This window comes from Catellatospora sp. NPDC049609 (assembly GCF_040675365.1).
GTDB lineage: Bacteria > Actinomycetota > Actinomycetes > Mycobacteriales > Micromonosporaceae > Catellatospora.
Genome location: NZ_JBFAOU010000057.1, coordinates 18,056 through 43,069 on the forward strand (window position 1 = coordinate 18,056; position 25,014 = coordinate 43,069).

21 protein-coding genes and 1 tRNA gene are annotated in these 25,014 nt (G+C 71.1%); 11 read left to right on the forward strand and 11 right to left on the reverse strand.

The window, feature by feature from the left end; all coding sequences use genetic code 11:
- Entirely contained in the window at positions 1-2,265 is a 2,265-nt protein-coding gene (locus AB0J67_RS17965; RefSeq protein WP_363483467.1) for a nitrate- and nitrite sensing domain-containing protein, read from the reverse strand.
- 322 nt (positions 2,266-2,587) lie between these two features.
- On the opposite strand from AB0J67_RS17965, the gene AB0J67_RS17970 reads away from it, so the two are divergent.
- On the forward strand, positions 2,588-3,376 hold the full coding sequence (locus tag AB0J67_RS17970; protein ID WP_363483470.1) for a hypothetical protein: 789 nt from the start codon (positions 2,588-2,590) through the stop codon (positions 3,374-3,376).
- A gap of 171 nt (positions 3,377-3,547) precedes the next feature.
- On the opposite strand, the gene AB0J67_RS17975 is transcribed toward AB0J67_RS17970, so the two are convergent.
- The 3 genes from AB0J67_RS17975 to AB0J67_RS17985 all read right to left on the reverse strand — a co-directional run bounded on the left by AB0J67_RS17975 (position 3,548) and on the right by AB0J67_RS17985 (position 5,975).
- The gene (locus AB0J67_RS17975; RefSeq protein ID WP_363483473.1) at positions 3,548-4,135 is read right to left on the reverse strand and encodes a hypothetical protein; all 588 of its coding nucleotides are present in this window, start codon (positions 4,133-4,135) and stop codon (positions 3,548-3,550) included.
- The gene (locus AB0J67_RS17980) at positions 4,132-4,629 is read right to left on the reverse strand and encodes a SigE family RNA polymerase sigma factor (RefSeq protein WP_363483476.1); all 498 of its coding nucleotides are present in this window, start codon (positions 4,627-4,629) and stop codon (positions 4,132-4,134) included. Before AB0J67_RS17980 ends, AB0J67_RS17975 begins: the two co-directional genes overlap by 4 nt.
- Before the next feature lie 86 nt (positions 4,630-4,715).
- On the reverse strand, positions 4,716-5,975 hold the full coding sequence (locus AB0J67_RS17985; protein ID WP_363483479.1) for a glycosyltransferase family 4 protein: 1,260 nt from the start codon (positions 5,973-5,975) through the stop codon (positions 4,716-4,718).
- A gap of 130 nt (positions 5,976-6,105) precedes the next feature.
- On the opposite strand from AB0J67_RS17985, the gene AB0J67_RS17990 reads away from it, so the two are divergent.
- The 5 genes from AB0J67_RS17990 to AB0J67_RS18010 are packed head-to-tail and all read left to right on the forward strand — an operon-like array spanning position 6,106 to position 13,553.
- The gene (locus AB0J67_RS17990; RefSeq protein WP_363483482.1) at positions 6,106-7,431 is read left to right on the forward strand and encodes an SWIM zinc finger family protein; all 1,326 of its coding nucleotides are present in this window, start codon (positions 6,106-6,108) and stop codon (positions 7,429-7,431) included.
- Complete coding sequence (locus AB0J67_RS17995) at positions 7,428-8,924, forward strand: DUF5691 domain-containing protein (RefSeq protein WP_363483485.1); 1,497 nt, start codon at positions 7,428-7,430, stop codon at positions 8,922-8,924. Before AB0J67_RS17990 ends, AB0J67_RS17995 begins: the two co-directional genes overlap by 4 nt.
- The gene (locus AB0J67_RS18000) at positions 8,921-10,009 is read left to right on the forward strand and encodes an AAA family ATPase (protein ID WP_363483488.1); all 1,089 of its coding nucleotides are present in this window, start codon (positions 8,921-8,923) and stop codon (positions 10,007-10,009) included. The genes AB0J67_RS17995 and AB0J67_RS18000 overlap by 4 nt, the downstream gene beginning before the upstream one ends.
- Entirely contained in the window at positions 10,006-12,405 is a 2,400-nt protein-coding gene (locus tag AB0J67_RS18005) for a DUF5682 family protein (protein ID WP_363483491.1), read from the forward strand. Before AB0J67_RS18000 ends, AB0J67_RS18005 begins: the two co-directional genes overlap by 4 nt.
- Positions 12,402-13,553: a VWA domain-containing protein gene (locus tag AB0J67_RS18010; protein ID WP_363483494.1), complete on the forward strand. Its 1,152-nt coding sequence runs from the start codon at positions 12,402-12,404 to the stop codon at positions 13,551-13,553. Before AB0J67_RS18005 ends, AB0J67_RS18010 begins: the two co-directional genes overlap by 4 nt.
- Positions 13,554-13,728: 175 nt before the next feature.
- On the opposite strand, the gene AB0J67_RS18015 is transcribed toward AB0J67_RS18010, so the two are convergent.
- Positions 13,729-14,157, reverse strand: coding sequence for a TIGR02611 family protein (locus AB0J67_RS18015; RefSeq protein WP_363483497.1), 429 nt, complete (start codon positions 14,155-14,157; stop codon positions 13,729-13,731).
- Between the two features lie 292 nt (positions 14,158-14,449).
- Between AB0J67_RS18015 and AB0J67_RS18020 the strand changes: the two genes are divergently transcribed.
- Positions 14,450-14,881, forward strand: coding sequence for an SsgA family sporulation/cell division regulator (locus tag AB0J67_RS18020; RefSeq protein WP_120318938.1), 432 nt, complete (start codon positions 14,450-14,452; stop codon positions 14,879-14,881).
- 204 nt (positions 14,882-15,085) lie between these two features.
- A tRNA-Val gene (locus AB0J67_RS18025) sits at positions 15,086-15,160 on the forward strand.
- Between the two features lie 64 nt (positions 15,161-15,224).
- Here the strand turns inward: AB0J67_RS18025 and AB0J67_RS18030 are convergent.
- The 4 genes from AB0J67_RS18030 to AB0J67_RS18045 form a co-directional block, all read right to left on the reverse strand.
- A complete protein-coding gene (locus AB0J67_RS18030; RefSeq protein WP_363483500.1) occupies positions 15,225-16,403 on the reverse strand; it encodes a tyrosine-type recombinase/integrase in 1,179 nt (392 codons plus the stop codon).
- The gene (locus AB0J67_RS18035) at positions 16,403-16,573 is read right to left on the reverse strand and encodes a helix-turn-helix domain-containing protein (protein ID WP_363483527.1); all 171 of its coding nucleotides are present in this window, start codon (positions 16,571-16,573) and stop codon (positions 16,403-16,405) included. Before AB0J67_RS18035 ends, AB0J67_RS18030 begins: the two co-directional genes overlap by 1 nt.
- A 1,751-nt stretch (positions 16,574-18,324) precedes the next feature.
- Entirely contained in the window at positions 18,325-19,398 is a 1,074-nt protein-coding gene (locus AB0J67_RS18040) for an AAA family ATPase (RefSeq protein ID WP_363483503.1), read from the reverse strand.
- A 486-nt stretch (positions 19,399-19,884) separates the two neighbouring features.
- Positions 19,885-21,036 carry a sigma-70 family RNA polymerase sigma factor gene (locus AB0J67_RS18045; RefSeq protein WP_363483506.1) on the reverse strand — a complete coding sequence of 384 codons (1,152 nt, stop codon included), beginning with the start codon at positions 21,034-21,036 and terminating at the stop codon, positions 19,885-19,887.
- Between the two features lie 159 nt (positions 21,037-21,195).
- On the opposite strand from AB0J67_RS18045, the gene AB0J67_RS18050 reads away from it, so the two are divergent.
- Together AB0J67_RS18050 and AB0J67_RS18055 are read left to right on the forward strand one after the other, a co-directional pair.
- Positions 21,196-21,393, forward strand: coding sequence for a hypothetical protein (locus tag AB0J67_RS18050; protein ID WP_363483509.1), 198 nt, complete (start codon positions 21,196-21,198; stop codon positions 21,391-21,393).
- 139 nt (positions 21,394-21,532) lie between these two features.
- Positions 21,533-22,921, forward strand: a complete 1,389-nt coding sequence (locus AB0J67_RS18055; protein WP_363483512.1) for a hypothetical protein — start codon at positions 21,533-21,535, stop codon at positions 22,919-22,921.
- Positions 22,922-23,658: 737 nt separating this feature from the next.
- Here AB0J67_RS18055 and AB0J67_RS18060 read toward each other — a convergent pair.
- Together AB0J67_RS18060 and AB0J67_RS18065 are read right to left on the reverse strand one after the other, a co-directional pair.
- Complete coding sequence (locus AB0J67_RS18060) at positions 23,659-23,991, reverse strand: helix-turn-helix transcriptional regulator (RefSeq protein ID WP_363483515.1); 333 nt, start codon at positions 23,989-23,991, stop codon at positions 23,659-23,661.
- A gap of 555 nt (positions 23,992-24,546) precedes the next feature.
- Complete coding sequence (locus tag AB0J67_RS18065; RefSeq protein WP_363483518.1) at positions 24,547-24,744, reverse strand: tyrosine-type recombinase/integrase; 198 nt, start codon at positions 24,742-24,744, stop codon at positions 24,547-24,549.
- Positions 24,745-24,775: 31 nt separating this feature from the next.
- Here AB0J67_RS18065 and AB0J67_RS18070 point away from each other — a divergent pair.
- On the forward strand, positions 24,776-25,014 hold a 239-nt coding region (locus AB0J67_RS18070), incomplete at its 3' end, for a hypothetical protein (protein ID WP_363483521.1).

Sequence of the window (25,014 nt, forward strand, 5' to 3'; positions counted from 1 at the left end):
TCAGGCACGTCCTTCCAGGGTGGAGCTGTCTTCCATACCGGCGCTGTCTTGCGGGGTCTGCAGTGGGGCAGTGGCGGTCTCTTCCCCGTTCGCGGTGCTCTCGGTGCCGGCCTTGGCCCGGCCGCGCACGGTGCCCGACTGGAACGCGGACATCATCGTCCGGACCTGGTCGGCGCTGCGCGGCCGCGGGACCGCGGGGGGATCGGCCGGGGCGAGCGAGACGGTGGTCTCCTCGGCGGCGGCCGGGGCGGTGGTCTCGGCGCTGGTGCGGCGCACCCGCTTGGGCAGCAGCGCGGTCGTGTCCTCGCCGTTGGCCTCGGTCAGGTCGACCGTCTTCTCCTCGACCGCGACGGGGGCGGCCTCGACCGCGCGCGGCGCACGGGGGGCGAAGATGCCCAGCGGCTCGCCCTTGTCGGTCGCGTCGGCGAGCACCAGGTCGGCCGGGATCAGCACGACCGCGGTGATGCCGCCGTACGACGAGGCGCGCAGCCGCACGTTGATGCCCTGGCGGGCGGCCAGGCGGGCCACCACGAGCAGGCCCAGCCGGGAGCTCTGCGCGGGGTCGAACGCGGGCGGCTCGGCCAGGCGCGCGTTGGCCTCCAGCAGCTCGGTGTCGCTCATGCCGAGGCCGCGGTCCTCGATGTGCACGGCCAGGCCCTGCCCGACCGACTCGGCGAAGACCCGGACGCGGGTGTGCGGCGGGGCGAACGAGGTGGCGTTCTCCAGCAGCTCCGCCAGCAGGTGGATGAGGTCGCCGACGGCGCGGCCGAGGACCTTCATCTCGGGCAGGCGGTCGATGGTGACCCGCTGGTAGTCCTCGATCTCGGAGGTCGCGCCGCGCACCACGTCGATGACCGGCACCGGGTGGCGCCAGCCGCGGCCCGGCGCGGCGCCGGCGAGGATGACCAGCGCCTCGGCGTGGCGGCGCATGCGGGTGGCCATGTGGTCGAGCCGGAACAGGTCCTCCAGCTCCTGCGGCTCGGTGGTGCGCCGCTCCATCCGGTCCAGCAGGGTGAGCTGGCGGTGCAGCAGCGCCTGCGAGCGGCGGGCGATGTTGAGGAAGACCTCGCTGATGCCGCGGCGCAGGATGGCCTCGTCGACGGCGGCGCGCACGGCGGTGCGCTGCACGGCGCCGAAGGCGTGGCCGACCTGGCCGACCTCGTCGGTGCCGACGGCGACCAGCGGCACCTCGGTCAGCGACGGGTCGTTGACCAGCGCGCCGGGCTGGCGCAGCGCGGCGATGGCGCGGGGCAGTCGCTCGTGGGCGACTTCGAGGGCGGACACGCGCAGGCGCTCCAGGCGGCGGACCACGGAACGGCCGGTGCGCAGCGACAGGACCAGCGAGATGGCGGCGCACAGCAGGCCGAGCAGCGCGGCGACGATGGTCTGCACGAAGGCGCCGATGCCGACCTCGTTGGCCAGGTCGGAGGTGGCCCCCGCGGCGGCGCCCTCGGTGGCGTCGAGCTGCTCGTAGATGGCGTCGTTGGTGCTGCGCCAGACCGTGGCGTCGATCGGCACCCGGGCGCCGGCCTTGGTGCCGGCCAGCGACTCCTCCATGGCCTGGAACCTGATGTAGGTGTCGCTGCGGAAGATCTGCTCGAAGCGCTCGCGGTGCGGCGACTGGAGCCGGCCGACGGCCTCGTCCTGGATCTGCCGGCGGGCGCCGACGGCGCGCAGGATCTGGTTCTGCTCGGTGGCGGTGATGCGGCCGTCGGTCATCGCGCCGGTGATCACCGCGTCCTCGCGGCTGAACAGCTCGCGGGCCCGGCTCACGGCGAACAGGCCGTGGGCGGAGGTGGCCAGCTCGGGATCGGACAGCTGCGTCAGCGGCGAGAACGCCTGGTAGAGCGTGTCGACGATCTCGGAGTAGCGGCGGATCACCCCGGCCGGGTCGGCCTTGCCGCCGTCGACCTCGGCACGGATCTGCGGCAGCGCCGCGAGCTTGGTGAGGAACGCGTCCACCAGGGCGAGCCGGTCGGGCGGCAGCTCGTCACGCAGCTTGCTGTCCGACAGCCGGGTGTGGAACTGCTGCTCGCGCTCGTCGGTGGCCTGGCGCTGCTTGGTCAGGGCCTCCGAGCCGGGCTTCTCGGCGACCGAGACGCGCCGCTCCCGCTGCAGCTGGACCATCATGCGCTCGCCGTACGCGCCGAAGACCTGCTCGTAGTTGCGGGCGTCGAGGAGGTTCAGGGCGCCTTCGGCGCTCACCGCGACACTGAATATGGACAGGCCGGTGATGGCCACCAAGGGCACCACTGCCAATGTCATGATCTTGGCGCGAATGCTCCAGCCACGGTTTCTCACACTGACCACGTCCAAAAAACGGCTCACCGTGACGTCAACATCCGGGTCCCGGGGGCCAGCCGGGGCACGGAGCGGAACCATGACACGCCACAGGTCGCTATTTGACAATGCCTCCGGGCGATGAACCTAGTCGGCTCTCCCCTTCCTGTCCACTGCGCTGGATGTCCATTGTGGATCACGTCACCTTGAGCGATGATGTTGTCGCGCAGGGTGCCCGGCTTGGCAGGTACGGCGGCGCGCGGCACACTGTCGCACGACCGCCCCCGCAGAACCCGGGAGATCGTCGATGGACCTCGTCACCGTCATCTCAGCGGCACTGTCCGTGCTCGGCGCCATCGTCGCCGGCGTGATGACGACCTGGTCGGCACGCAAGTCCAGCATGCTCGAACACGCCCTGGCCGAGCAGCGCCACCGGGAGAGCAAGGCCGAGCAGGCGCAGGAGGTGATCAGCCGCTACCGCGAGCCGCTGCTGCTGGCGGCGTACAACCTGCAGACCCGGCTGCACAACGCGGTCGGCGGCGACTACCTGCCCAACTACCTGCACCACGAGGACGAGGACGAGCGGCGTTACGCCCGCGACTACACCGTCTACATCCTCGCCGAGTACCTGTGCTGGGTCGAGATCATCCGCCGCGAGCTGCGCTTCCTGGACCTGGGCGACGAGGAGAGCAACCGCACCTTCAACCGGCACCTGGTCGAGGTGGGGCAGAAGTTCTCGACGCAGCAGTACCCGTCGCACTTCCGGCTGTTCAAGGGCCAGCAGCGGGCCGTCGGCGAGCTGCTGATGGTGACCGGGGCCAACGGCCGCACGGACAGCATGACGTATCCCGCGTTCTGCTCGCGGCTGGACAACGACCCCGAGTTCGCGCGCTGGTTCACCCGGCTGCGCAAGGACGTCGACGACATCGTGGCCAGCGACCTGCCCGGCAACGCGCGGCTGCTGCGCGCCCAGCACGCGCTGATCGACCTGATCGACTTCCTGGACCCGACCCGCACCCGGATCCCGGAGAACCGCGCCAAGCTGCCCGACCTGCCCGCGCAGCCGGTCGGTGAGCCGGAGGCGGCGGTCGCCTGACCGCGGGCCCGCAAACGCCGGGAACGTGGCGCGTCCCGGCACGTCAGGTGCCAAGCGACTCACCACGTTCTGACGTCCGGGCAGGGACGTCGTCCGGCCGCGTCACCGGGCGGCCCGGTGCCGCGTCAGCGCGCGGCGAGCTGCCACTTCACAGTGTGGCGAGAAGCCGCGTCACTGCGCGGCGAGGTCGGGCCGCTCCGCGGCGTCCGGGTCGGTGGGCACGATCGGCGGCGAGCCCGCCGCGCGCCAGGCGGCGCAGACCGCGTCGGCGACCGCGACCGCCTGCGTCCCGGACAGCGCCGGTGCGGCGGCGGTGCAGGCGCCCTCGGCGACCGTCACGGTCAGCGTGCCGCCGCCGGTCAGCGGCAGCGCCAGCGAGCCGTCGGCCTGCCAGGACAGGTCCATCGGCAGCTCGGCCAGGCTGACCCCGGCCGGGAGCGCGACCGCTACCGCGTCGACGGCGCTGCCCAGCGGGAACCCGGTGGCCAGCTGCGTGCCGCCGGCCGGATCCACCTCGGCGGCCGTGGGCGAGGCCGGCGGCAGGGCGGTGGCCTGCGGCGGCGGCGCCGAGCGGGGCCACACCCCGAGCGCGACCGCCCCGGCCAGCGCCGGGCTCAGCGCCAGCGCGCCGAGCAGGGCGTAGCGGCGGTTGCGGCGGCGTACGCCGCGCCGCTCGATGTCCTCGGCGCCGGACGGCAGGTCGGGCTCGTCGGCGACGAGCACGGCCAGCGCCGCGCGCACGTCCTCTTCTTCCCTCATGCGGGTTCTCCCTCCAGGGCGCCGGATGCGACCAGCGCCGTACGCAGGTGCGCCAGGCCGCGCGCGGCCTGGCTCTTGACGTTGCCCGTGCTGCATCCCAGCGCCGCGGCGGTCTGCTCGACCGACAGGTCCTCCCAGTACCGCAGCACCACCACGGCCCGCTGCGAGGGACCGAGCCCGGCCAGCGCCCGCAGCAGCACCTCGCGGGTGCCGTCGCGGGCGGCCGCGTCGGCGGGCAGGTCGGGCAGCTCGGCCGTGGCGACCTCGCGGCGCCACTTGCGCCGGTGCGTGGCGAGATAACCGTTGACCAGCATGCGGTGTACGTAGGGATCCACGTCGCCACGTGCGCTGACCCGCCGCCAGCGCACGAACAGCCCGGCCAGCGCGTCCTGGACCAGGTCGTCGGCGAGGTGCCAGTCGCCGCACAGCAGGTACGCCGTGCGGCGCAGCGCGCTGCGGCGGGCGGCCGCATACTCACGGAAACCGTCGCTCATGCCTGCTCCATGCAGACCGGGCCCGCGCAGGTTGCACGGACGCGACCGGAAACCGCTCGGATGACGTCGCCGCCCTTATAAAGCTGTCAGGCCCGCAGCCTGCGCCAGCCCGCCTTAGCCAGGTCCAGGGTCGTCAGCGCCGCCCCGGCGACCTGCCCGGCCGCCTGCAGGGCCACCTTGCGGGGGCGGCCGTGCCCGCGCCGGGCGTCGAGCAGGCGCTGGAAGAGGGCGGCATGCCGGTTCGCCACGGTCACGGGATCGAACCGCGCCGCCTTGTCCAGGGCGGCCCGGCCCATCGCCTGGCGGCGCGGCTCGTCCTCGATGAGCTCCAGCATCGCCGCGGCCAGCGCTCGCGGGTCGCGCGGCGGCACCAGCAGCCCGTCCACCCCGTGGTCGATGATCTCGCGCGGCCCGAGCGGGCAGTCCGTGCTGACCACGGGCAGGCCGACCCGCATGCCCTCCACGATGGTCATCCCGAACGACTCCATGCTCGACGACACCACCAGCATCGAGCCCTTGGCCAGCTCCGGCTCCAGCGGCGTGGTCACGCCCATCAGCGTCACGTGCTCGCGCATGCCCAGCTCGCCGATCAGCGCGTCGAGGGCGGCCCGGCGGTCGCCGCCGCCGTACAGCCGCAGCGTCCACTCCGGTCGCCGGTCGCGGACCAGCGCGAACGCGCGGATGAGGTCTTCGTACCGTTTGACCGCGGCCAGCCTGCCCGCCGCGACGACCACCGGCGCCGTGCTGTCCGACGGCGGCACCGGCGTGGCGGGTACGCAGTTCGGAATGGCGCTGACGTGCACCCCGGGCAGCCGCATCAGCCGCCGGTACGCGGCCGCGTCGGCGCCCGTCGTCGTGGTGACCGCGTCCAGCCGGGTGAAGTGGCGGCGCAGCGTGAACCGCAGCCGGTTGCTGTACGACTGCAGCGTCAGGTGCTCCTGCGCGACGCGCACCAGCCGGGCTGGGGCCTGCCGGGCGAGGTGGACGTTCAGCCCGGCCCGGGTGCCGACCACCACGTCGGCGTCCAGCTCCGCCAGGTAGCGGCCGATGCGCTCGTCGGTGAGCGCGCTGTACTGGGCGTACCGGTGCTCGGCGACCGGGAACACCGAGGAGCGGCGCGCCGTGCCGGGGTGGTCGCCCTCGTAGCGGCCGCCGTCGCGGCGCAGGTCGACCAGGTGCGACAGGCGCACCCCCGGCGGGAGGGCGAAATGCGGCTCGTCGCGGTGCCGGAACACCGAGACGATCTCGACGTCGTGCCGGTCGGCGAGCGCGCAGGCCAGGTTGGCCGTGGTGCGCGCGGTGCCGCCGACGGCGTACGCGTTGTGGACCAGGAACGAGATGCGCATGCAACACCCCCGCGGTAGATGCGGCTAACACCTCCCATACGCACGCCGTCCCGGGAGGGTTGCGCTCCCGGACGTGATTCATCCAGGGGGCCGGACGTCGTTGTCGGACACGGTCGTTAAGTTGGCCCGCATGTCCGAACCGATCGAGCCGCCCTGGAGCGCCGAGCAGGTGCAGGCGCTGGCTCCCGACGCGTCCTCGCTGGCCGCGGCCCGCAAGCTCGCCGGAGGCTCCGGCTGGAGCACCACCGGCACCGGCGGCACCCCTGCCGGGCTCTGGGGCCTGTGCAAGGGCAGCGGCAGCACGCCGTACCAGATCTGCGTCGACCTGACCGAGCCCGCCTACAAGTGCTCCTGCCCGAGCCGCAAGTTCCCCTGCAAGCATGCGCTCGCGCTGCTGCTGCGCTGGTCGACCGGGAACGTCGCGGCGGCCGAGCCGCCGCAGTTCATGACCGAGTGGACCACCTCGCGCGGCAACCGAGCCGCGAGGAAGGCCGAGGCCGCCACCGCGCCGCGCACCGAGGCGCAGGAGAAGGCCGCGCAGCGCCGCGCCGCCAAGCGCGCCGAGTCGGTCGCCGCGGGCGTCGCCGAGCTGCGGACCTGGCTGTCCGACCAGGTCCGGCACGGCGTCGCCGGGCTCGACCAGGCCGGCTACCGGCCGTTCGAGCAGGTCGCGGCGCGGCTCGTCGACGCGCAGGCGCCGGGGCTGGCCGCCGCGGTGCGCCGGCTCGCGCCCGTGCCCAGCTCGGGCCCCGGCTGGGAGCAGCGACTGCTGGCCGAGCTGAGCCTGCTGCACCTGCTCGCCGCGGCCGCGGCCGACCCGGAGCCGCTGCCGGAGGAGCTGGCCGTCACGGTGCGTTCCCGCACCGGGCAGCAGGTCGCGGCCGAGCAGGTGCTGGCCGGGCCGCGGGTGCGCGACCGGTGGCAGGTCGTCGGGTCCCGCGACGAGCTGGACGACAAGCTCAACAGCCGCCGGGTGTGGCTGCGCGGGCGTGACACCGGCCGGGCCGCGCTGGTGCTGTCGTTCGCCGCGCCCGGTCAGGCGCTGCCGGTGGACCTGGTCCTGGGCACCGAGCTCGACGCGGACCTGGCCTTCTATCCCGGTGCGGCGCCGCTGCGGGCGCTGGTCGCCGACCGGCACGGCCCGCCGCGCGCCTGCCCCGACCCGGGACCGGCGCAGACCGTGGCGCAGGCCCTCGACGAGATCTGCGCGGCGCTGGCCGCCGACCCGTGGCTGTTCAGCTGGCCGCTGCTGCTGTCCGGGGCGCTCGCACCGGGGCGGCCCTGGCATCTGGTCGACGCCGCCGGCGACGCGCTGCCGCTGGACCCGGCCTTCGGCGAGCCGTGGCGGCTGGCCGCGGTCGCGGGCGGCCGCCCGGTCACCCTGGCCGCCGAGTGGGGCCCCGCCGGGCTGCGCCCGCTGGCCGTGTACGCCGACGCGGAGGTGGTGCTGGCATGAGCGGCACGGTGTGGAGCGAGCTGCTGTCCAGTGCGCTGGTCGGCACGGACCGGCGCAGGCCGGTGCTGCCCGCGACCGACGGCCCGCTCGGCGCGGTGCTGCCCGCGGGCGAGCTGGATCCGGAGTCGCTGCTGGCAGCGGCCGCGGTGGTCACCGTGGCCCGCCGCGCCGGGCAGCAGGCCGCCCGGGTGCTGCCCCCCGAGCCCGCACCGGCGGAGGCGGCCCCGCTCGCCTCGCCCGGCGCGCAGGACCGGCTGGGCCGGCTGCTGTCCGGCGTCGACGGTGACCTCGACCGGGCCACCAGCCGGGAGCTGGCCGGGCAGTGGCTGCGCCTGGCCGCCGACCGCGGGCTGCGGGCCGCACCCGCGCTGCTGGTGACGCTGCTGGAGCTGGGCTGCGCCGAGCCGTCGCTGCGGCCGCTGGTCCGCGCGGTCGGCGGGTCCCGGCTGAGCTGGCTGTGCGTGGAGGGGCCGGGCCGGTGGGCGTGGGCCGCCGAGACCCCGGCCGGACCCGACCGTGCCGACTGGGACACCGGCCGGGTCGCCGAGCGTGCCGCCTACCTCGGCTGGCTGCGCGGGCAGGATCCCGCCGCCGGCCGCGAGCTGCTGCTGGAGACCTGGCCGCAGGAGAAGGCCGCCGACCTCGCCGTGCTCATCGACGCATGCCGGGCCGGGCTCGGGCCCGACGACGAGCCGTGGCTGGAGAAGGCCCTCGACGGCCGCAGCGGGCAGGTCCGCGAGGCGGCCGCCGAGCTGCTGCGGGTGCTGCCCGGCGCGGCGTACCGGCAGCGCATGACCGAACGGGCGCTGACCGGTGTCACCGCCCCGGCGCGCGGGCGGCTGCAGGTGAGGCTGCCCGCCGAGTGCGACGCCGGGATGCGCCGCGACGGCGTCGTGGTCAAGACCCTGGCCGGGGTCGGCGAGCGCTCGTTCTGGCTGCGGCAGTGCATCGCGGCCGCGCCGCTGGACTGCTGGTCGGCGTACGACGCCGAGCCGGCGGCGCTGCTGGCGCGCAAGGTCGACGACGGCTCCGGCGACGACTGGAGCAACCCGCTGCGCCACGGCCTGGCCCGCGCGGCGATCACCCAGCGCGACGCCCGCTGGGCGAGTGCCCTGATCAAGGCCGGGTTCGGCCCCGAAGCCTCCGAGGTGTACCGGGAGCTGGCCGCGGTGCTGCCCGAGGCCGAGCTGACCGAGCTGGTGACGGCCCGTATCCGGACCGACGTCCCGGCCGCGGCGAACCTGCTCGACGTGCTGCCCCGACCCTGGCCCGCGGCCGTGTGCGACGCGGTGCTGGAGGCGCTCGCCAACCAGGAGCGCCGCCGGGCCGGCTGGTGGCAGCTGCTGCGCTCGGCCGAGGCCGGGTTCGACCCGGCGTACGCGCCCCGGGTGCGGGCGCTGCACGACGCGCTGCCCGCCACGGACCAGCACATGCTGTCCCGCTTCACGACCATCACGCAGATCCGTCACGACATCCACCGGGAGTTCGCATGACCGCCACCCTCGACGCCGCCACCCCCGTGCTGCGCCCGCACGCCGAGCAGCTCTACGCCGCGGAGCTGGCGCAGCTCGCCGAGGCCGACGACCGGCCCCGCCCGCCCGGCTGGCGGCTGTCCCCGCAGGCCGTGGTGACCTATCTGCTCGGCGACGGCAAGGAGATCAGCGCCAAGTACATCGGCCCGCGGCGGCTGATGGAGGTCGCGGTGGCGACCCTGGCCACCGACCGGGCCCTGCTGCTGCTCGGCGTGCCCGGCACCGCCAAGACCTGGGTGTCGGAGCACCTGGCCGCCGCGATCAGCGGCGACTCGACGCTGCTGGTGCAGGGCACCGCGGGCACCCCCGAGGAGGCGATGCGCTACGGCTGGAACTACGCGCGGCTGCTCGCCGAGGGCCCGACCGCGGGCGCGGTGGTGGCCAGCCCGGTGATGCGGGCCATGCGCACCGGCGCCATCGCCCGGATCGAGGAGCTGACCCGGGTGCCCTCCGACGTGCAGGACACGCTGCTGACGATCCTGTCGGAGAAGACGCTGCCGGTGCCGGAGCTGGGTGAGGAGGTGCAGGCGGTCAAGGGCTTCAACGTCATCGCTACCGCCAACGACCGCGACCGGGGCGTCAACGAGCTGTCCAGCGCGCTGCGGCGGCGCTTCAACACGGTCGTGCTGCCGGTGCCGGGCACCGTCGACGAGGAGGTCGACATCGTCTCGCAGCGCGTCGCGTCGCTGGGCCGGGCCCTGGAGCTGCCCGAGGTGCCCGACGCGATCAGCGAGATCCGCCGCGTGGTCACCGTGTTCCGGGAGCTGCGCGAGGGCGTCACCGCCGACGGGCGCACCAAGCTGAAGAGCCCCAGCGGCACGCTGTCCACCGCCGAGGCGATCTCGGTGATGACCAGCGGCATGGCGCTGGCCTCGCACTTCGGCGACGGCACCGTGCGCGCCGCCGACGTCGCGGCGGGCATCCGCGGCGCGGTGGTGCGCGACCCCGCCGCCGACGCCGTCATCTGGCGGGAGTACCTGGAGACCGTGGCGCGCGAGCGCGACGGCTGGAAGGACTTCTACCGCGCCGCCCGGGAGGCGGAGTGAGCTCCGACCGCGTGCACGTCCTCGGCGTACGCCATCACGGTCCGGGCTCGGCCCGCGCCCTGGTGCGGGCGCTGGACGAGCTGCGCCCCGACGTGATCCTCGTCGAGGGTCCGCCGGAGGCCGACGGCCTGGTCGCGCTCGCCGCGCACGCCGACCTCGAACCGCCGGTGGCGCTGCTGGCGTACCCGACGGCGGCGGGCAGGGACATCGCCGGTCAGGCCTCGTTCTGGCCGTTCGCGGTGTTCTCGCCGGAGTGGCAGGCGCTGCGCTGGGCCGTCGAACACGGCGTGCCGCTGCGCTTCTGCGACCTGCCGGCCGGCCACCGCTTCGCCGCCCGCGCGGCCGAAGCCGCCAAGGCGCAGCCCGACGGTCCGCTCGACGCGGCCGAGGCCGTCAAGGCGGAGCCCGACGGTCCACTCGACGCGGCCGTGGCAGCCGAGGCGGAGCCCGGCGGTCCACTCGACGCGGCCGTGGCAGCCGAGGTGGAGCCGGGCGGCCCGGATGAGGCGGCGTCGGACCAGGCCGAGGCCGAGGACGCGCTGCGGGTCGACCCGATCGCCGGGCTCGCGCAGGCCGCCGGGTACGACGACCCGGAGCGCTGGTGGGAGGACGTCATCGAGCACCGGCGCGACGTGCCGCCGTTCGCGGCCGTGGCCGAGGCGATGGCCGCGGTGCGCGAGTCCGCGCCCGCCATCCAGGAGGACCTGGTCCGCGAGGCGTACATGCGCCAGGTGCTGCGCGCCGCCCTGAAGGAAGGCCACCAGCGGATCGTCGTGGTCTGCGGCGCGTGGCACGTGCCCGCGCTGACCGGGGACCTGCCGCCCGCCAAGGCCGACGCCGCGCTGCTCAAGGGCCTGCCGAGCGTCGCGACGACGGTGACCTGGGTGCCGTGGACGCACGGGCGGCTGGCGTCGTGGAGCGGCTACGGCGCGGGCGTCACCGCGCCCGGCTGGTACCACCACCTGTTCACCGCCGAGGACCAGCCCGTGGAGCGCTGGCTGGTCGGCGTCGCCGGGGTGCTGCGCGGCGAGGATCTGCCGGTCTCCAGCGCGCACGTCATCGAGTCGGTGCGCCTGGCCGACACCCTCGCCGTGCTGCGCGGGCGGCCGCTGCCGGGCCTGGCCGAGGTCACCGAGGCGACCCTGTCGGTGCTGTGCGACGGCGACACCACCCGCCTGGAGCTGGTGCAGCGCAGGGTCGTGGTGGGGGAGCGGCTGGGCCGGGTGCCCGCCGACGCCCCGTCCGTGCCGCTGGCCCGCGACCTGGCCGCCCACGCGAAGCGGCTGAAACTCGCCCAGCAGGCGCTGGTCACCGACCACGACTTCGACCTGCGCAAGCCCAACGACCTGGAACGCAGCCGGCTGCTGCACCGGCTGCGGCTGCTCGGCGTCGGCTGGGGCACCCCGTCCCAGCGCAAGTCCGGCAAGGGCACCTTCTGGGAGTCCTGGCGCCTGCAGTGGCACCCCGAGTACGCCGTCGACCTGATCGAGGCCAGCGCCTACGGCGTCACCGTCGAGCAGGCCGCCACCGCCAAGACCGTCGAGCAGGCGGCCGGGGCCGACCTGCCCGTGCTGACCGGCCTGCTGGAGGCGTGCCTGCTGGCAGACCTGCCGGGCGCGCAGCCCGCGGTGCTGCGCGAGCTGTCCGACCGGGCCGCCGTCGACACCGACGTGGCCCAGCTCATGGCGGCGGTGCCCGCGCTGGCCCGCTCCCTGCGCTACGGCGACGTCCGCGTCACCAGCACCGACGCGCTGGCCGAGGTGCTGACGGGCCTGGTCACCCGGATCCGGCTGGGCCTGCCCGGCGCGCTCACCGGCCTCGACGACGACGCCGCGCGGGCGCTGCGCGAGCACCTCGACGGCACGCACGAGGCGCTGAACCTGCTGGCCGACCGGCTGCCGCTGCGCGAGGAGTGGCTGGCGGCGCTGGCGCGGCTGGTGGACCGGCCGGACCTGCCCGGCCTGCTCGCCGGGCGGCTGCTGCGGCTGCTGCGCGACGCGGGCTCGCTCGACGCGGACGCGGTCGAGCTGCGGCTGGCCCGGTCGCTGACCGTGGGCGTGCCGCCCGCGACGGCGGCCGCGTACGTCGAGGGCTTCATCGCCGGCGGCGGGCTGCTGCTGGTGCACGACGACGCGCTGCTGGGGCTGGTGGACCGGTGGCTGACCGGGCTCGCCCCGGACACGTTCACGGCGGTGCTGCCGCTGCTGCGGCGCACCTTCGCGACGTTCGCGGCGCCCGAGCGCCGTGCCGTCGGCGAGCAGGTGCGCCACCTCGGCGCGGGCGGCACGCGCCGGAATGGATCCGATGTGGACGATATCGACCTGGACCCGGCCCGGGTGGCGCAGGTGCTGCCGGTGCTGGAGCTGCTGCTGGCGGCGGGGAGGGGGACGCGGTGAGCGACGACGAGCGGCTGCGCCGCTGGCGGCTGGTGCTGGGCGGCGAGGGCGCCGAGGGCACCGGGGTGGCGCTGTCCGGGGCGGACGCCGGGATGGACGCGGCGCTGGCCGCGCTCTACCGCGACGGCGACGGTGACGGGGGGAGCTCGCGCAGCGCGGGCCTGGGCGGCTCCGCGCCGAAGGTGGCGCGCTGGCTGGGCGACATCCGGCAGTACTTCCCCTCGACCGTGGTGCAGGTCATGCAGGCCGACGCGATCGAGCGGCTCAACCTGACCCGGCTGCTGGTCGAGCCGGAGATGCTGGAGGCGGTCGAACCGGACGTGCACCTGGTCGGCACCCTGCTGTCGCTGAACAAGGTGATGCCGGACAAGGCCCGCGCCACCGCGCGCATGGTGGTCGCGAAGGTCGTGGCCGAGCTGGAACGCCGCGTCGCGCACCGCACCCGCGCCGCGATCACCGGTGCGGTCAACCGCGCCGCGCGGATCACCCGCCCCCGGCACCGCGACATCGACTGGAACCGCACCATCCGCGCCAACCTCAAGCACTACCAGGCCGAACACCGCACGGTCGTGCCGGAGCGGCTCATCGGCTACGGCAGGCAGACGAGGTCGGTGCAGCGCGACGTGGTGCTGTGCGTGGACCAGTCCGGCTCGATGGCCGCGTCGGTGGTCTACTCCGGAGTGTTCGGCGCCGTGCTGGCCTCGATGAAGTCGCTGCGCACGTCGCTGGTGGTGTTCGACACCGCCGTCGTCGACCTGACCGACCAGCTGCACGACCCGGTGGAGGTGCTGTTCGGCACGCAGCTGGGCGGCGGCACCGACATCAACCGCGCCATCGCGTACTGCCAGGGGCTGATCACCCGGCCGCGGGACAGCATCTTCATCCTCATCTCCGACCTCTACGAGGGCGGGGTGCGCCAGGAGATGCTGCGCCGGGTCGCCGCGATGACGGCGGCGGGGGTGCAGGTCATCGTCCTGCTCGCACTGTCCGATGAAGGACAGCCGTCGTACGACCACGGCAATGCCGCCGCGCTGGCCGCACTGGGGGTGCCGTCGTTCGCGTGTACGCCGGACGCGTTCCCGGACCTGATGGCTGCCGCGATCGAGCGGCGGGACCTGCGGGCGTTCGTGGAAAAGATCGGCGGCTGAGCGGCGGATCAGCCAGAACGCACGGACCCGGCCGCGCTGACCTGGGGAGGTTGACGGGCGCGGCCGGATCACACTGATCACACCTCGCGCGGAGCGTCCGGTCAAGTCCTCCGGACGTACGGCGCCTGCTGGCCGGAGCGCGCGGCGACCGGCCGTTTCGGGCGTGCCGGCGCCGTCAGCGCGTGTTGACGTACTGCCAGGCCTGGCTGACCACGTCGATGCCGAGGCTGTAGCGCAGCGTGGTGTAGAGCACGGCGGCGACGAAGACCAGGCCGGCCAGGCCGATGAGCAGCCGCACCGCCAGATGCTGCCGCTTGATCCACTCCGTCCAGCCGTGCACCTTGTCCTTGGTGAACTGCAGCAGGTGCCTGGCCCAGACGAACTCGACGGCCCAGATCGCCAGACCGCCGATCACGATCAGCCAGCCCGGCCCGGGCAGCGGGATGAGCAGGATGCCGATCGCGACGACCAGCCCACCCAGCGCGCCGATGACCACCTTGAGCGCGGCTGCCCCGGTCGGGTTAGCCCGAACGGTTTGATGTGCAATGCGCGCCCGGTCCCGCCACCTGCTGGAGCCCTGCGGAAAGTCCGGTTTGTCGCTCATCTCCCCAACCTCGGTCGTCTCGCCCTCGGGCCCGCAAAATCGCCCGTCACCAACCCCGATGACTGGACGTTACCGGAGTGTGTCGACGGTCTTGGCGGCATCGAACCGAACGGCACATTCGGGCAAAAGCACGGCATCTTACTCCCGTAGGTGGGTCCGTGCCCGCGTTTTCCTCGATCTTCCCGCTATCGGGTGAGATCGAACGATGACGGAGCGTATAGGGGAGGGTCACCTTGAGTATGGGAGGGGCGGGGCGGTCAAGCGCCGCCGCAGTGCCGGGGGGAGTACGTCCATGAGTGCTATCCGTCCTACGACCGTCGAGGTCGAGACATCGTTGCGGCTGGTCGCGCCCGACGCGACCTCGCTTCCGGTGCGGGCGAGTCTTCGCTACGACCCGGTCGACCCGTACGCGGTGCATGTGCTCTTCCACGCCGAATCCGCCGGCGGCGAGGCGGTGAGCTGGTCGTTCGCCCGTGAACTGCTGGTCACCGGACTCGACGAGCCGGCCGGCATCGGCGACGTGCGGGTCTGGCCCTGGGCCACCCCGCGCGGCGACTTCGTCGCGCTCGCCCTGTCGTCGCCTGACGGCAACGCGCTCTTCGAGGTCCCACGCAGCGTCCTGGTGCGCTTCCTGCGCCGTACATACGTCGTCGTGCCGCGTGGTCGTGAGACTGATCACCTGGACGTCGACGCGGCGGTGAACCGGCTGCTCGCCGGTCGCTGATCAGCCACTGACAGTGACGGTCAGTAGGATGATCAACCCCTGAGACAGGCTTACCCCGACCGGAAGTTCGGTCAGCACACCGACGAGGTGCTCGCGAAGAGCACCTCGTCTCGTGCTTTTGTGCGCCTTTGTCGGGTACGCCACGCCGGAGGGGTGCCGAGATGCGCAGGGGGCCGGACGTGCTGTAGAGTTCCATTCCGTTGCGGGCGATTGGCGCAGCGGGAGCGCGCTTCCTTCACACGGAAGAGGTCACTGGTTCGATCCCAGTATCGCCCACCAGTTCAGAGGGCACATCCAATCGATGGATGTGCCCTCTGCTTATGCCGAGTGACTAACTGAGTGACTAAGCCTTCTCTTCTTTGCCTTCCTCGCCGTCCGGTTCGGCGAAGATCTCATCCATGGCTGTCGCTCCGCTGAGCAACATCGGGCGCAACTGGTGGCGGTAGACCGCCTCGGTGACTCGTGTGCCCGCGTGCCCGCACAGTTCTGCGATGTCCTCCAGGCGCATGCCGCTATCGGACAGCAGCGACACGAAGCTGTGCCGGAGTTCGCGCGGGGTCCAGTTGGTCTGCTCCAGTCCAGCGGCCTTGGCTACGCGCCGGAACGCGCGCCGGACGTTCGCCGCGTCCAGGGCGGTCCCGACGCTGGAGGTGAAGACCAGGCCAGTGTTCTGCCACGATGCTCCAGCTCGCTCGCGCGTCTGGTCCTGCTCCCGCTGGTGGCGGGTCAGCGCGTCAACGCAGCGCACCGGCAACGCGAGGGTTCTGCGTGACTTCCTGGTCTTCGTATCGCCACCAGCGCGGACCGACCGCCAGACATGGATGCAAGGTGGCGACGGCGGGCTGTTCTGCCCTTCGAGGTCCACGTGATCCCAGGCCAGCGCGCGCAGCTCCTCCGTACGTGCGCCCATGAGCAGCGAAATCACGATGTAGGCACACAGCGGACTGTCCTCGGCTGCTCTCAGCAGCGCCCTGGCCTGGTCGAGGTTGAGCGACTTCGACGGCCGTCCAGGCTGCCCCTTCGGGATGCCGCAGAGCACCACGACGTTGCGTTTCACCTTGTCGCGCGCCATCGCCCGATTGACGGCCCGGTTCAGGCACTCGTGAAGGCGTCGGATGGTGCTGCTGCTGAGCATCTTCGCCTTCTTCGCCAGCCAGCGGTCTACCTCTGTGGCGCTGAGGTCGCGCAGCTTGCGCGCGCCGAGGTCGGGGATGATATGCCCACGTACGAGGTATCCGTACTTCTCGACCGTGTTCGCTGAGCGTCCGGTCAGGCCGTAGGCCAGCCAGTCCTCCAGGGCGCTGGCAACGGTGTAGGTCTGGGACGCGATGGCCAGGCCGTCTTCGTGGTCACGCATGACCTGCTTGAGCTTGGCTCGTGCCTCGGTTTTGGTCTTGCCGCTGCCCTTGCGCACGATGCGCTTGCCGGCAGGTGTGTAACCGATGGTGACCTCTGCGATGAAGCGCTGGCGCTTCTCGTCCCAGTACAGGCCGCCTTCTCCACGGCCACGACGCTCGCTCATCAGGCGTTGCTCCTCATCGTCTCGTTCTCCAGCAAGGTGACGTAGTCAGCGATCGCGGCGGCCGACACCAGGCGGGCGCGCCCTTGAGTGACCGAGCGCAGCCGCCCGGCGCGAATCTGCTCGTAGATCACGGACCGGCTCATGCTGAGCAGGTTCATGACCTCGGGAATCTTGTAGAGCGCCTTCGGCGCGTGGTGGTCGGTGCGGCGAGTGCTGGTGTCGGCTGGCCGCTCAGCGAGAGCGGTCGATGACCTAGCGGTCTGCCGGGGTATCACGGTGTGCCTCCTGAGGCTGGTTGGTGATCGATTTCGAGGTGGGGCTAGACCGCTAGGTCGCTGGCCAGCGGTTCTTTCAGGGGCTAGCGCGAGCGCTAGGTCTAGCGGGTCGGGCCGCTAGGTCTAGCGGCGGCTGATGGGTGGTTGGGGTTGGGAGGTGGCCCCCCGCTACGCGGGGAGGTGCGTGCTCGGCCTGGTTCGTCAGCCCGCCGGAGGCGGGGGCCATCTCCCTTGGTGCGGGAGGTGTCCCCCCGCTGCGCGGGGATTCGCGTGCCCGACTGTCTGCGGGGCGCGGGGACATCTCCCTTGCTGGCGCTGCTGCTAGCAGGCGCGGCGCGGAGGGGTCCGGGAGCGGCTGTGAGGCCGTTTGTGGGCTGGTGGGTGTCGGGGGTGCTATCTGCTACCGGGCTGGTCGCCGGGCGGTTGTGGTGCTAGCGGGGCTGCTATCGCTAGCGGTCGGGGGTGCTAGCGATAGCAGCGCGCCGACCGGTGACCGTCCGGGCGTGGGTCGGTGCGATGGCGTTCAAAAGACGGCTGAAACAAATAGGTCGGCCGCCACCTGCCCCTATTTGTTTCAGCAGGGGTTTCCTCGCGGGAGCCTCTACCTCTACCGGTCGGCGTTGCCGCTGGTGGCAGGCGGTTTGTGGGGTAGAGGCGGGGGTAGAGCCAGCTCTACCGGTGTCGGTGCCTCTACCGGCGGCTCTACCGGGTAACGGCCCGGCGTGTGTGGTGCCCGAAGGGCTGCTGTGGGGCCGTTTGCGGGGGTGTCCGGCGATGCCGTTACCCGTTACCTCCCGGCGTTCCTGCTGGCCACGGGCGGCGCGGCGGGTAACGGCGGGGGTAACGCTGCCGTTACCCGGTGGTGAGCCGTTACCGGTGCCGTTACCGGCATCCGGGGCGGGTAGCGGTAGCGGCGGTCCGGTGCCTGAAACCGGCCTTTGGGGCCGTTTCGGGGGTGCGCGGCGGAGTGCCGCTACCCGCTACCTTTCGGCGTTGCCGCAGTTCATCGGCGGTTAAGGAGGTAGCGGGACGGGTAGCGCTGGCGCTACCTGCCGCTACTGCGCTACCTCTGCCGCTACCTCTCGACGGTCACCGGTCGGTGCGTCTAGGGCGCCGGGAACGAGGGTGCCCGCGGTGGCTCCCGGGCCGGTTTTGGTGCTCGGCCGGCGGATGCTCTAGAGCCTCTAGAGCGCTGGCCGCACGGGGTGCGACTGGTCTAGACCGTGCTCTAGGTCTAGAGCGTCGGTGGTCTAGACCTAGAGCGGCGCGCTATCCCCTTGCGCGGGAGTCGCGGGGTGCCCGCTGGCGGGGTTGTGGGTGCTGGCCGCTGGCCGGGGATAGAGGGCTAGACCGCTGGTGGTCGCGGGTCCGTGGGGCTCGCGGCGGGGATAGTTCTATCGGGTCGCCCAGATAGCGCTATCCCCCGCCGAGGACTCCCGACAGGCCGCGCGGGCAGATCTTCCCGGGGGTGCGCACGCACGTCCGTCCCACTAGAGACACGTTCGTGCGTGCGCACCCCCGCACAGCCGCTGACCTGGACTTTTGGTGCGCACGCGCACGCGCGCACGTCAAGATCACGTGCGCACCCTTGCGCACGGTCGTGCATGCGCCACGCATGCGCGGTGTGCGCGCTGGTCAGCAGGGGTTCAGAGGGTGCTGACCGTCCAGACGGTGGGCTTGCCGGGGTGCGGGTCGATCTCGTCGAGTAGTCCCGCGTCGGCCAGGCTCTTGAGCGCGTCCTGGATGGTCCGCTTCTGTAGCGGTCCGTCGCCCTGGTCGGCCAGGGCGTCGCCGATCTGCTGGACGGTCATGCCCGTGCCGGTCGTGGCCAGGAGGCGCATGACGCGGCGGGCGGCGGGCCGGAAGCCGCTGAGCGGATCGGGGGCATAGGTGTGGCGGTCGCTGTCGTCGGCGATGGCGTGCCAGGTGCCGCCGGGTTTCCATCGGTCGTCGGCCAGCAGTTCGCCGTGACGGCGTAGGAGCAGTTCGCCGTGTCCTTTGCCGCTGCGGGTGAAGGTGCGCGTCAGGCGGAGCAGGTTGCTGCCGCGTTCTGCGGGGAGCAGTTCCCACACGCCGTCCACGTCCTGGGTCTTGGCGGAGTTGCCGCGCGCGCCGCGTGAGGTGTCCTTGCCGAAGTGGTCGAGCCGGATGGAGGAGATCTTGCGTGCCTTGAGCGGCATGAGCGTGTGCCGGTAGAGGGCGAGCCAGGGCTCTGTGTCGTTCTCCTTGCCGGTGATCATGCGGGAGATCGTGTCGAGGATGACCACCTCGGGCCGGTACTCGTCCACGGCGGCCATCAGGTCAGCGCCGCCCTCGGCGGTGTTGAGCGGGCGGAACAGCGGGAACGACAGGTAGACCAGGTTGGCCAGCGTGTCCGGGGTCGCGCCGAGCGCCAGCAGGCGTTCAAGGATGTCGTCGTCAGGGTTTTCCATGTCGATGTACAGCACGCGCACCGGAGTGCGCGCCTGGTCGCCGAGGAACGGCGCGCCGGACGCCATGTGGCAGGCCCAGTCGAGGGTGAACAGGCTTTTACCTGCCTTGCCCTCACCGACCAGGGTGATCTGCTGGCCACGGACCATGAGCTTTCCGGCGTGGAAGTCCACCGGGGCTGGCTCGCGGTCCAGGAACGTCGCCCAGTCCAGCGGCGTCGCCCGTTTCAGCGGTGGCGGGCGGTCGGGCCGCTGGTCGGTGCTGCCCTCGGGCCATTCGTGGTCGGTCATGACGGTGTACCTCGGTGACGCGAGCAGGAGGCCCAGAACAGCGCCTCAGCCCGCGTACGCGTGGCGGATGTCTGTGTCACAGGTGCGGTCCTCTCGGGGTGTTCGGCGCGGTTGACCGCGTCCGGAAGGGTCGAGTAGGCGGGGCTGAACGGGTCTGGTGGCGGCACCGGCCGGGCCGTGATGCCGCCACCATGGCGGCACCTTGGCGGCACTGTGGCGGCACCGGGTTCGTGATCTACGGCCCCGGTGCCACGTCAACCCGGTACAGGGCAAACACAGGTAGGAAGATCAGCGTTTTGGTGATCTCCGGACCCGGGTGTCCGTCCACCGTGCGCAGTGCCGACAGCACCGGCCGGAAGCGCCGTCAGCGCGCGTCCGGATGCCGTCAACCGCGCCGGACACCCGGGCTTGGCTGAGTCACTGTGGAGTTCTCAAGGAACGAGGTGGTGCAGGCCCCGCGCTGACACGGCGCGGGAAGTCAGCGGGTCAGGACTGGCGGCGGGGGCCGGGGCGACCGGCGGGCAGCTTGATGCCCCTGCCGGCCAGCAGACGGCGGGCGTTGAACAGGGTGGTTCCGACCGTGCCGGTCGAGCAGCCCAGCTCTTCGGCGATCTGCTTCTGCGACAGGCCGTCCAGGCTCAGCCCGGTGATCCGGGCCATGGCCGGGGACAGCGTGGCGACGGCGGCGCGCAGCTCCTGCGGCGTCACGTCGGCGGCCATCGCCATCGCGCCAGCAGGGATGAACGCGCGGTCGGTGGTCTGGATCAGGCCGACCTTCGCGAACGCCAGGCAGGCGCGCCGCCAGTGGCTGCCCACCGTGCCGACCGCGCAGCCCAGCGCCTGGGCGATCTCGGCGTTGGGCAGGTTCTCCAGCTTCAGCAGCGCCACGCGCCGCGCAGCTGCGGGAAGCGACATCGCGGCCTTGAGGAACGCGCCCTGGTCGAAGTTCGCCGGAAGGGTCAGCCGCCCGGAGGCTTTGCGCGGCTTGAGGCGCGGACGGCCCGTGACCTGCGTAGCGCCAGCCCGGGGAGACACCGCCTGCCGGAGCAGGTCGAACGCCTGCGCCCACAGCTCCCGCACCTGCTCCACGCTCAGCCCGGCACGCTCGGCGATCTCGTCGTTGTCCAGGCCGTCCAGGCGCAGCCGCGCCACCTGCTGCGCCTGCTGCGGCAGCGTGCCCAGCACGGGGGCCAGCAGGCCGCGCAGCCGCTGCCAGTCCGTGCCGCCGTCCGCGCTCTGCATCGCGGTCGCCGCCTGGCGGTAGTCCGACACCAGGTCGATCTCGTCGGTCGTGACCTCGCCGCGCAGCCGGGCGAAGCGCCACGCGTGGGACTGCTTGACGATCCCGTAGAGCCTGCGCACGAACCCGTGCTCGTCGCCGTCGTCGTGGAAGTTGCCGATGGTCGCCATCGCGGTCGCCCACGCCTGCGCGGCCAGGTCCTCGCCGAGGTCGCGGTTCCCGTCGGCCTTGCGGACCGCGTACCGCAGCACCTCCGGCGCGTACCGCCGGTACAGCGGGTCGAACGCCTCCAGGTCGCCGGACTGCGCCAGCGCCACCAGCTCCCGCGCCGACATATCGACCAGATCAGACAGCCGCTGCCCGTTTTTGGGCAGGGTCGAGCTACGCTTGTCGTACATCGTTCAAGGTCCTTCCTGGCAGAGGGGACTTGGATGTCAGGCCTCGGCGGGGGTGGAGCCCCGCCGGGGCCATTTCGTTCTAGCCACACGGTATACGGCTAGCGGCTAGCTGTCTAGCCGTGTAGCCCAATGACAGTGGAGTCGCTAGACTCTGCGGTCATGACGACCCTTGAGGACCTCCAGAGGTCCGCCGAGCAGGTCCGCGCCGCCACGAAGGCGCTTGATGACCTGCGCCAGCACCGTGACCAACTCATCCGCGAGGTGCGCCAGACGACCCAGCACACTGTGCCCGAGATCGCTGCTGCGGCCGGAGTTTCGCAGGCCACCGTGAAGACGGTTGTCCGAGGTCTGCGCTGAATTCGTTGCCATACAACGAGGAAACCCGATTACCACGGACGTTGGCAGCATGTGAAGACCCATGTGGAATGTGAATGGACACGTGACAGCCATCGGCAAAGGTGAGTAGCGTTCAACCTGACCTTGGTTAGGGGGAGGGTTGAACAAGCCGAACGAAGCACTGGCGATGCTCATCCGCGAAGCAGACGACCGGTCCGGCTGCTCATGGGCGGGGCTGGCAAGGCGTATCAACGACCTTGCCGCAGTCGAGGGCAAGCCGCTGAACTACGACTACACGGCTGTACACAGGTGGGTGAAGAAGGGCGAGAAACCGCGGGGACCGGTAGCAGGCCTGATCGCTCGCGCCCTCACGGAGAAGCTCGGCCGGCGGATCGATCCTGCGGATTTCGGCATGCCCGATGAGGACTCATTGGCACGTCGGGGGCTGGACTACCCGCGCAGTCCAGGGGCTACCGTGGACGTTGTCGCGGAGCTAGGGAGGGCCGACGTGAACCGTCGCAGCATCGTCAAGGCACCGTTTGTGCTGGCAGCCTTGGCCGCACCAAGCCGGGACTGGCTGCTCGCAACTCTTGATGCGACAGCCACCGAACGGGGCTCGCGGCGGATCGGCCTTGAGCAGGTCAACGGCATCCGTGGCATGTTCGCGGTGTTCCAAGAGATGGACGTAATGCGGGGCGGTGGTCACGCCCGCACTGCGTTGATCGAGTACATGAATAGTCACGTCGTGCCGCTGCTCAAGAGAGAGCACGACGCACGCACGCAGGCGGCTCTGTACGAGGCAGCAGCCGAAATGGCGTACCTGGTGGGCTGGATGACCTACGACGACGGCCAGGGCCGCCATGGCCTGGCTCAGCGCTACCTCATTCAGGCGCTCCGGCTCGCTGAGGCTGCGGGCAGCACGTCGCTCGGTGCGCACATCCTCGCCAGCCTGTCTGATCAGGCGAACCTTCTTGGCCACTCCTCCGAGGCGCTTTCGCTGGCGCGCGCCGGTCGGCGTGGGCTCGACGCCGGGGACTCCACTGCCTGCCTGGCTGATCTGCACATTCTTGAAGCTCGCGCGCTTGCGGCGCTTGGCGAAGCCAGCGGAGCAGCTGCCGCTGTCTCGCAAGCTGAACGCCTGTTTGACCAGGTGAGGCCGGAGAACGAACCGGAGTGGGCGCGGTTCATCGACCGGGCATATCTGTTCGGCGAAGCCGCTCACTGCTTTCGCGACCTGAAGCAGCCAGACCAGATCGAAAGGTTCGCCAAAGAGTCTGCCGCTGCTGCGCAGAGCCAGGGCCGAGCGCGCCGAGGCGCGCTGAGCCAGGCAGCGCTTGCGCTTGGCGACCTCACACGAGGAGAGGTCGAGGCGGCAGCTGCGAAGAGCACCCGTGCCGTGGAGCTGTCCGCAGCAGTGAATTCGTCAAGATGCGTCGAAACAATTCGCGACCTACAGCGGCGGTTGCAGCCCTTCGGCCAGGTCCCCGGCGTCGAAGCTTTCAACCTGAAGGCCCGCGATCTGCTGGGGCTGTCTGTTATCGCTATATAGACGTTCGAGTCCCTGTGAATAGTCAGCAGGCCTGCGCCGGAAAACAGCGCAGGCCTGTTAGCAGTTCATAGCCTAGACAGAGTCTTTCTCTTTCGTGGGTCTCGGCCTGCGATCCCTAGGCCGCATAGTGGGCTGAAGCCCTGCGAAATGCCGAGCCTCCTTATATAGGCGCTCCCGCCGCTTGATGCTCTTAGTTGTGACGTACAGCTTCATTGCGGTGGTGAGTGTTATAACCAATGCCGTCCCAAGCAGGATCAGCCCGAGCACTCGATCACCCTCTAGGGAAACGGCGATCGGGAGGATCATCACGACCATCAGAACTATCCAACTGAGGAGATACAGCCGCCTACTTTGCTGAAGGCGAAGGATAGCCCGGACCTCGGATCTTGCTCCCCGAATCGCCATAATCGCAGCTGAAAGCTCGGTTGCGTCAGCCGGGGGCAGCGAAGTTTGCGTCTTTTTATTGGGGGAGGGCTTCTGCCGGCGGCGGGCTCGCGCTCGCACGCCAGACTTGTATAAGCCCCGAACAACGAACTGCAGGGCGATAATGAACTTCAGTATCTTGCCAGGGCCGTTTGAGACAAGGGCATCCCATTCTTCGGCATATTGGGCCGCAAGGTGAGGATCGTCTGTCCACTTGGTGGCGGCCCAGCGTGTCATTCGACGTGCAGGCCACGCACATAGGTCCCAAAGTTCATTTACGATGAGGCCGCCAAGTAGCGCCAGCAAGGCGGCGGTCAAAACTGACCACCCATCGCAAGCCGAAGTGTTCTAAGTGCCCTCGATCGCTTATTTGCGACGACTCGTGACGCATATGCCACACCATTTGGTGTCAGTCGGTAATAGCGTCTCCGGGCTCGCTCAGGACTTGGTGGGATGTCCTCCCATCGAGACTGGACCAGTTCGGCGCGGGACAAGTCTTCTAGAACCTGGTAGACGGTCGGCCCAGATCGGCGGGCCGCTTTAATGATCTCCCAACCATCCAACTCCTGATCATCGGTGTCGAGCAAGGCGATCAAAACGTCGAGTAAAGCTGCTGAGGCACGTGGTGTGTCGCGCACATCGGTCACTCTAGCGACGCCGTTCTACCTCCGTTATCGTCCGATCCAGTGAGATCGGCCCGATGCGCAGCATGGACCTGGGTTAGTCGGCAGGCAGGTATGAACACATGCTTCCTGCATCGGCCCGCTGAGAGCCAGCCTAAGCCAAGATCTGTCTCCGCTTGAGGGTCAGGGCTGGGCTGCACTCACTCGCACATGCGTGCGTTGAGTGGATGGAAGAGCCAATAGGCCGCCTCAGGCGGCTGCCTACTGGGTGGTGGCTACGCTTCGCTACGCCACCACCTGAGCGTCGGAACCATGGCGCGATTCTCGCCAGGCTGAGTGACAAAGTGAGTGACTACCGTTGTGGACATGGGTGGACGGCCACGCACACAGCTGGACTGTCGGTGCTGCTGAGAGCGCAGAGCGCCCGAAACCAACACTGCGCAATCTTTGCTTCACACGGAAGAGGTCACTGGTTCGATCCCAGTATCGCCCACCATCAGCTACAGCAGGTCAAAGCCCTTCTTCGGAAGGGCTTTCGCCATCTTCGGGGTCGACTGACGGCTCGACAGTCAGCGAAAGTCAGCGAGGGCGTCCCGGACTCGGCCGTCGTGCTCCCCCGAGTGATGCGTATATCGGTTGAGTGTCGTCGAATGCCTGCTCGTGACCCATGACCCGCTGGACATCGTTGACCGGCACGCCGCTCGAGATCAGCCACGTGGCGTAGGAGTGCCGAAGGTCGTGGAACCGCAGCCCGCCCGCCGCGTGCCTGGCGACCAAGGCGACGGCCTCGCGACGGGTGCCAGCGTCGGTGCTGCGCTCGATCCCGGCCGCGTCGGTCCAGGAGGCGCGGAACTTCCCTGGACCGATCTCCTCGATGCTGCCGAGGAGGCCGGCTTCGGCCAGCGCCGGACGCCAGACCCGTGAACGGAACAGCGTTCGGCGCAGCGGGCTGGGGCGACGGCATCAGGTTGCGGTGGGCGAAGACCGTCTTGTAGTCGCCGATCCGGTCGGCGATCTCCAGCGTGTTGTCGCAGGCGCCGGGGACCA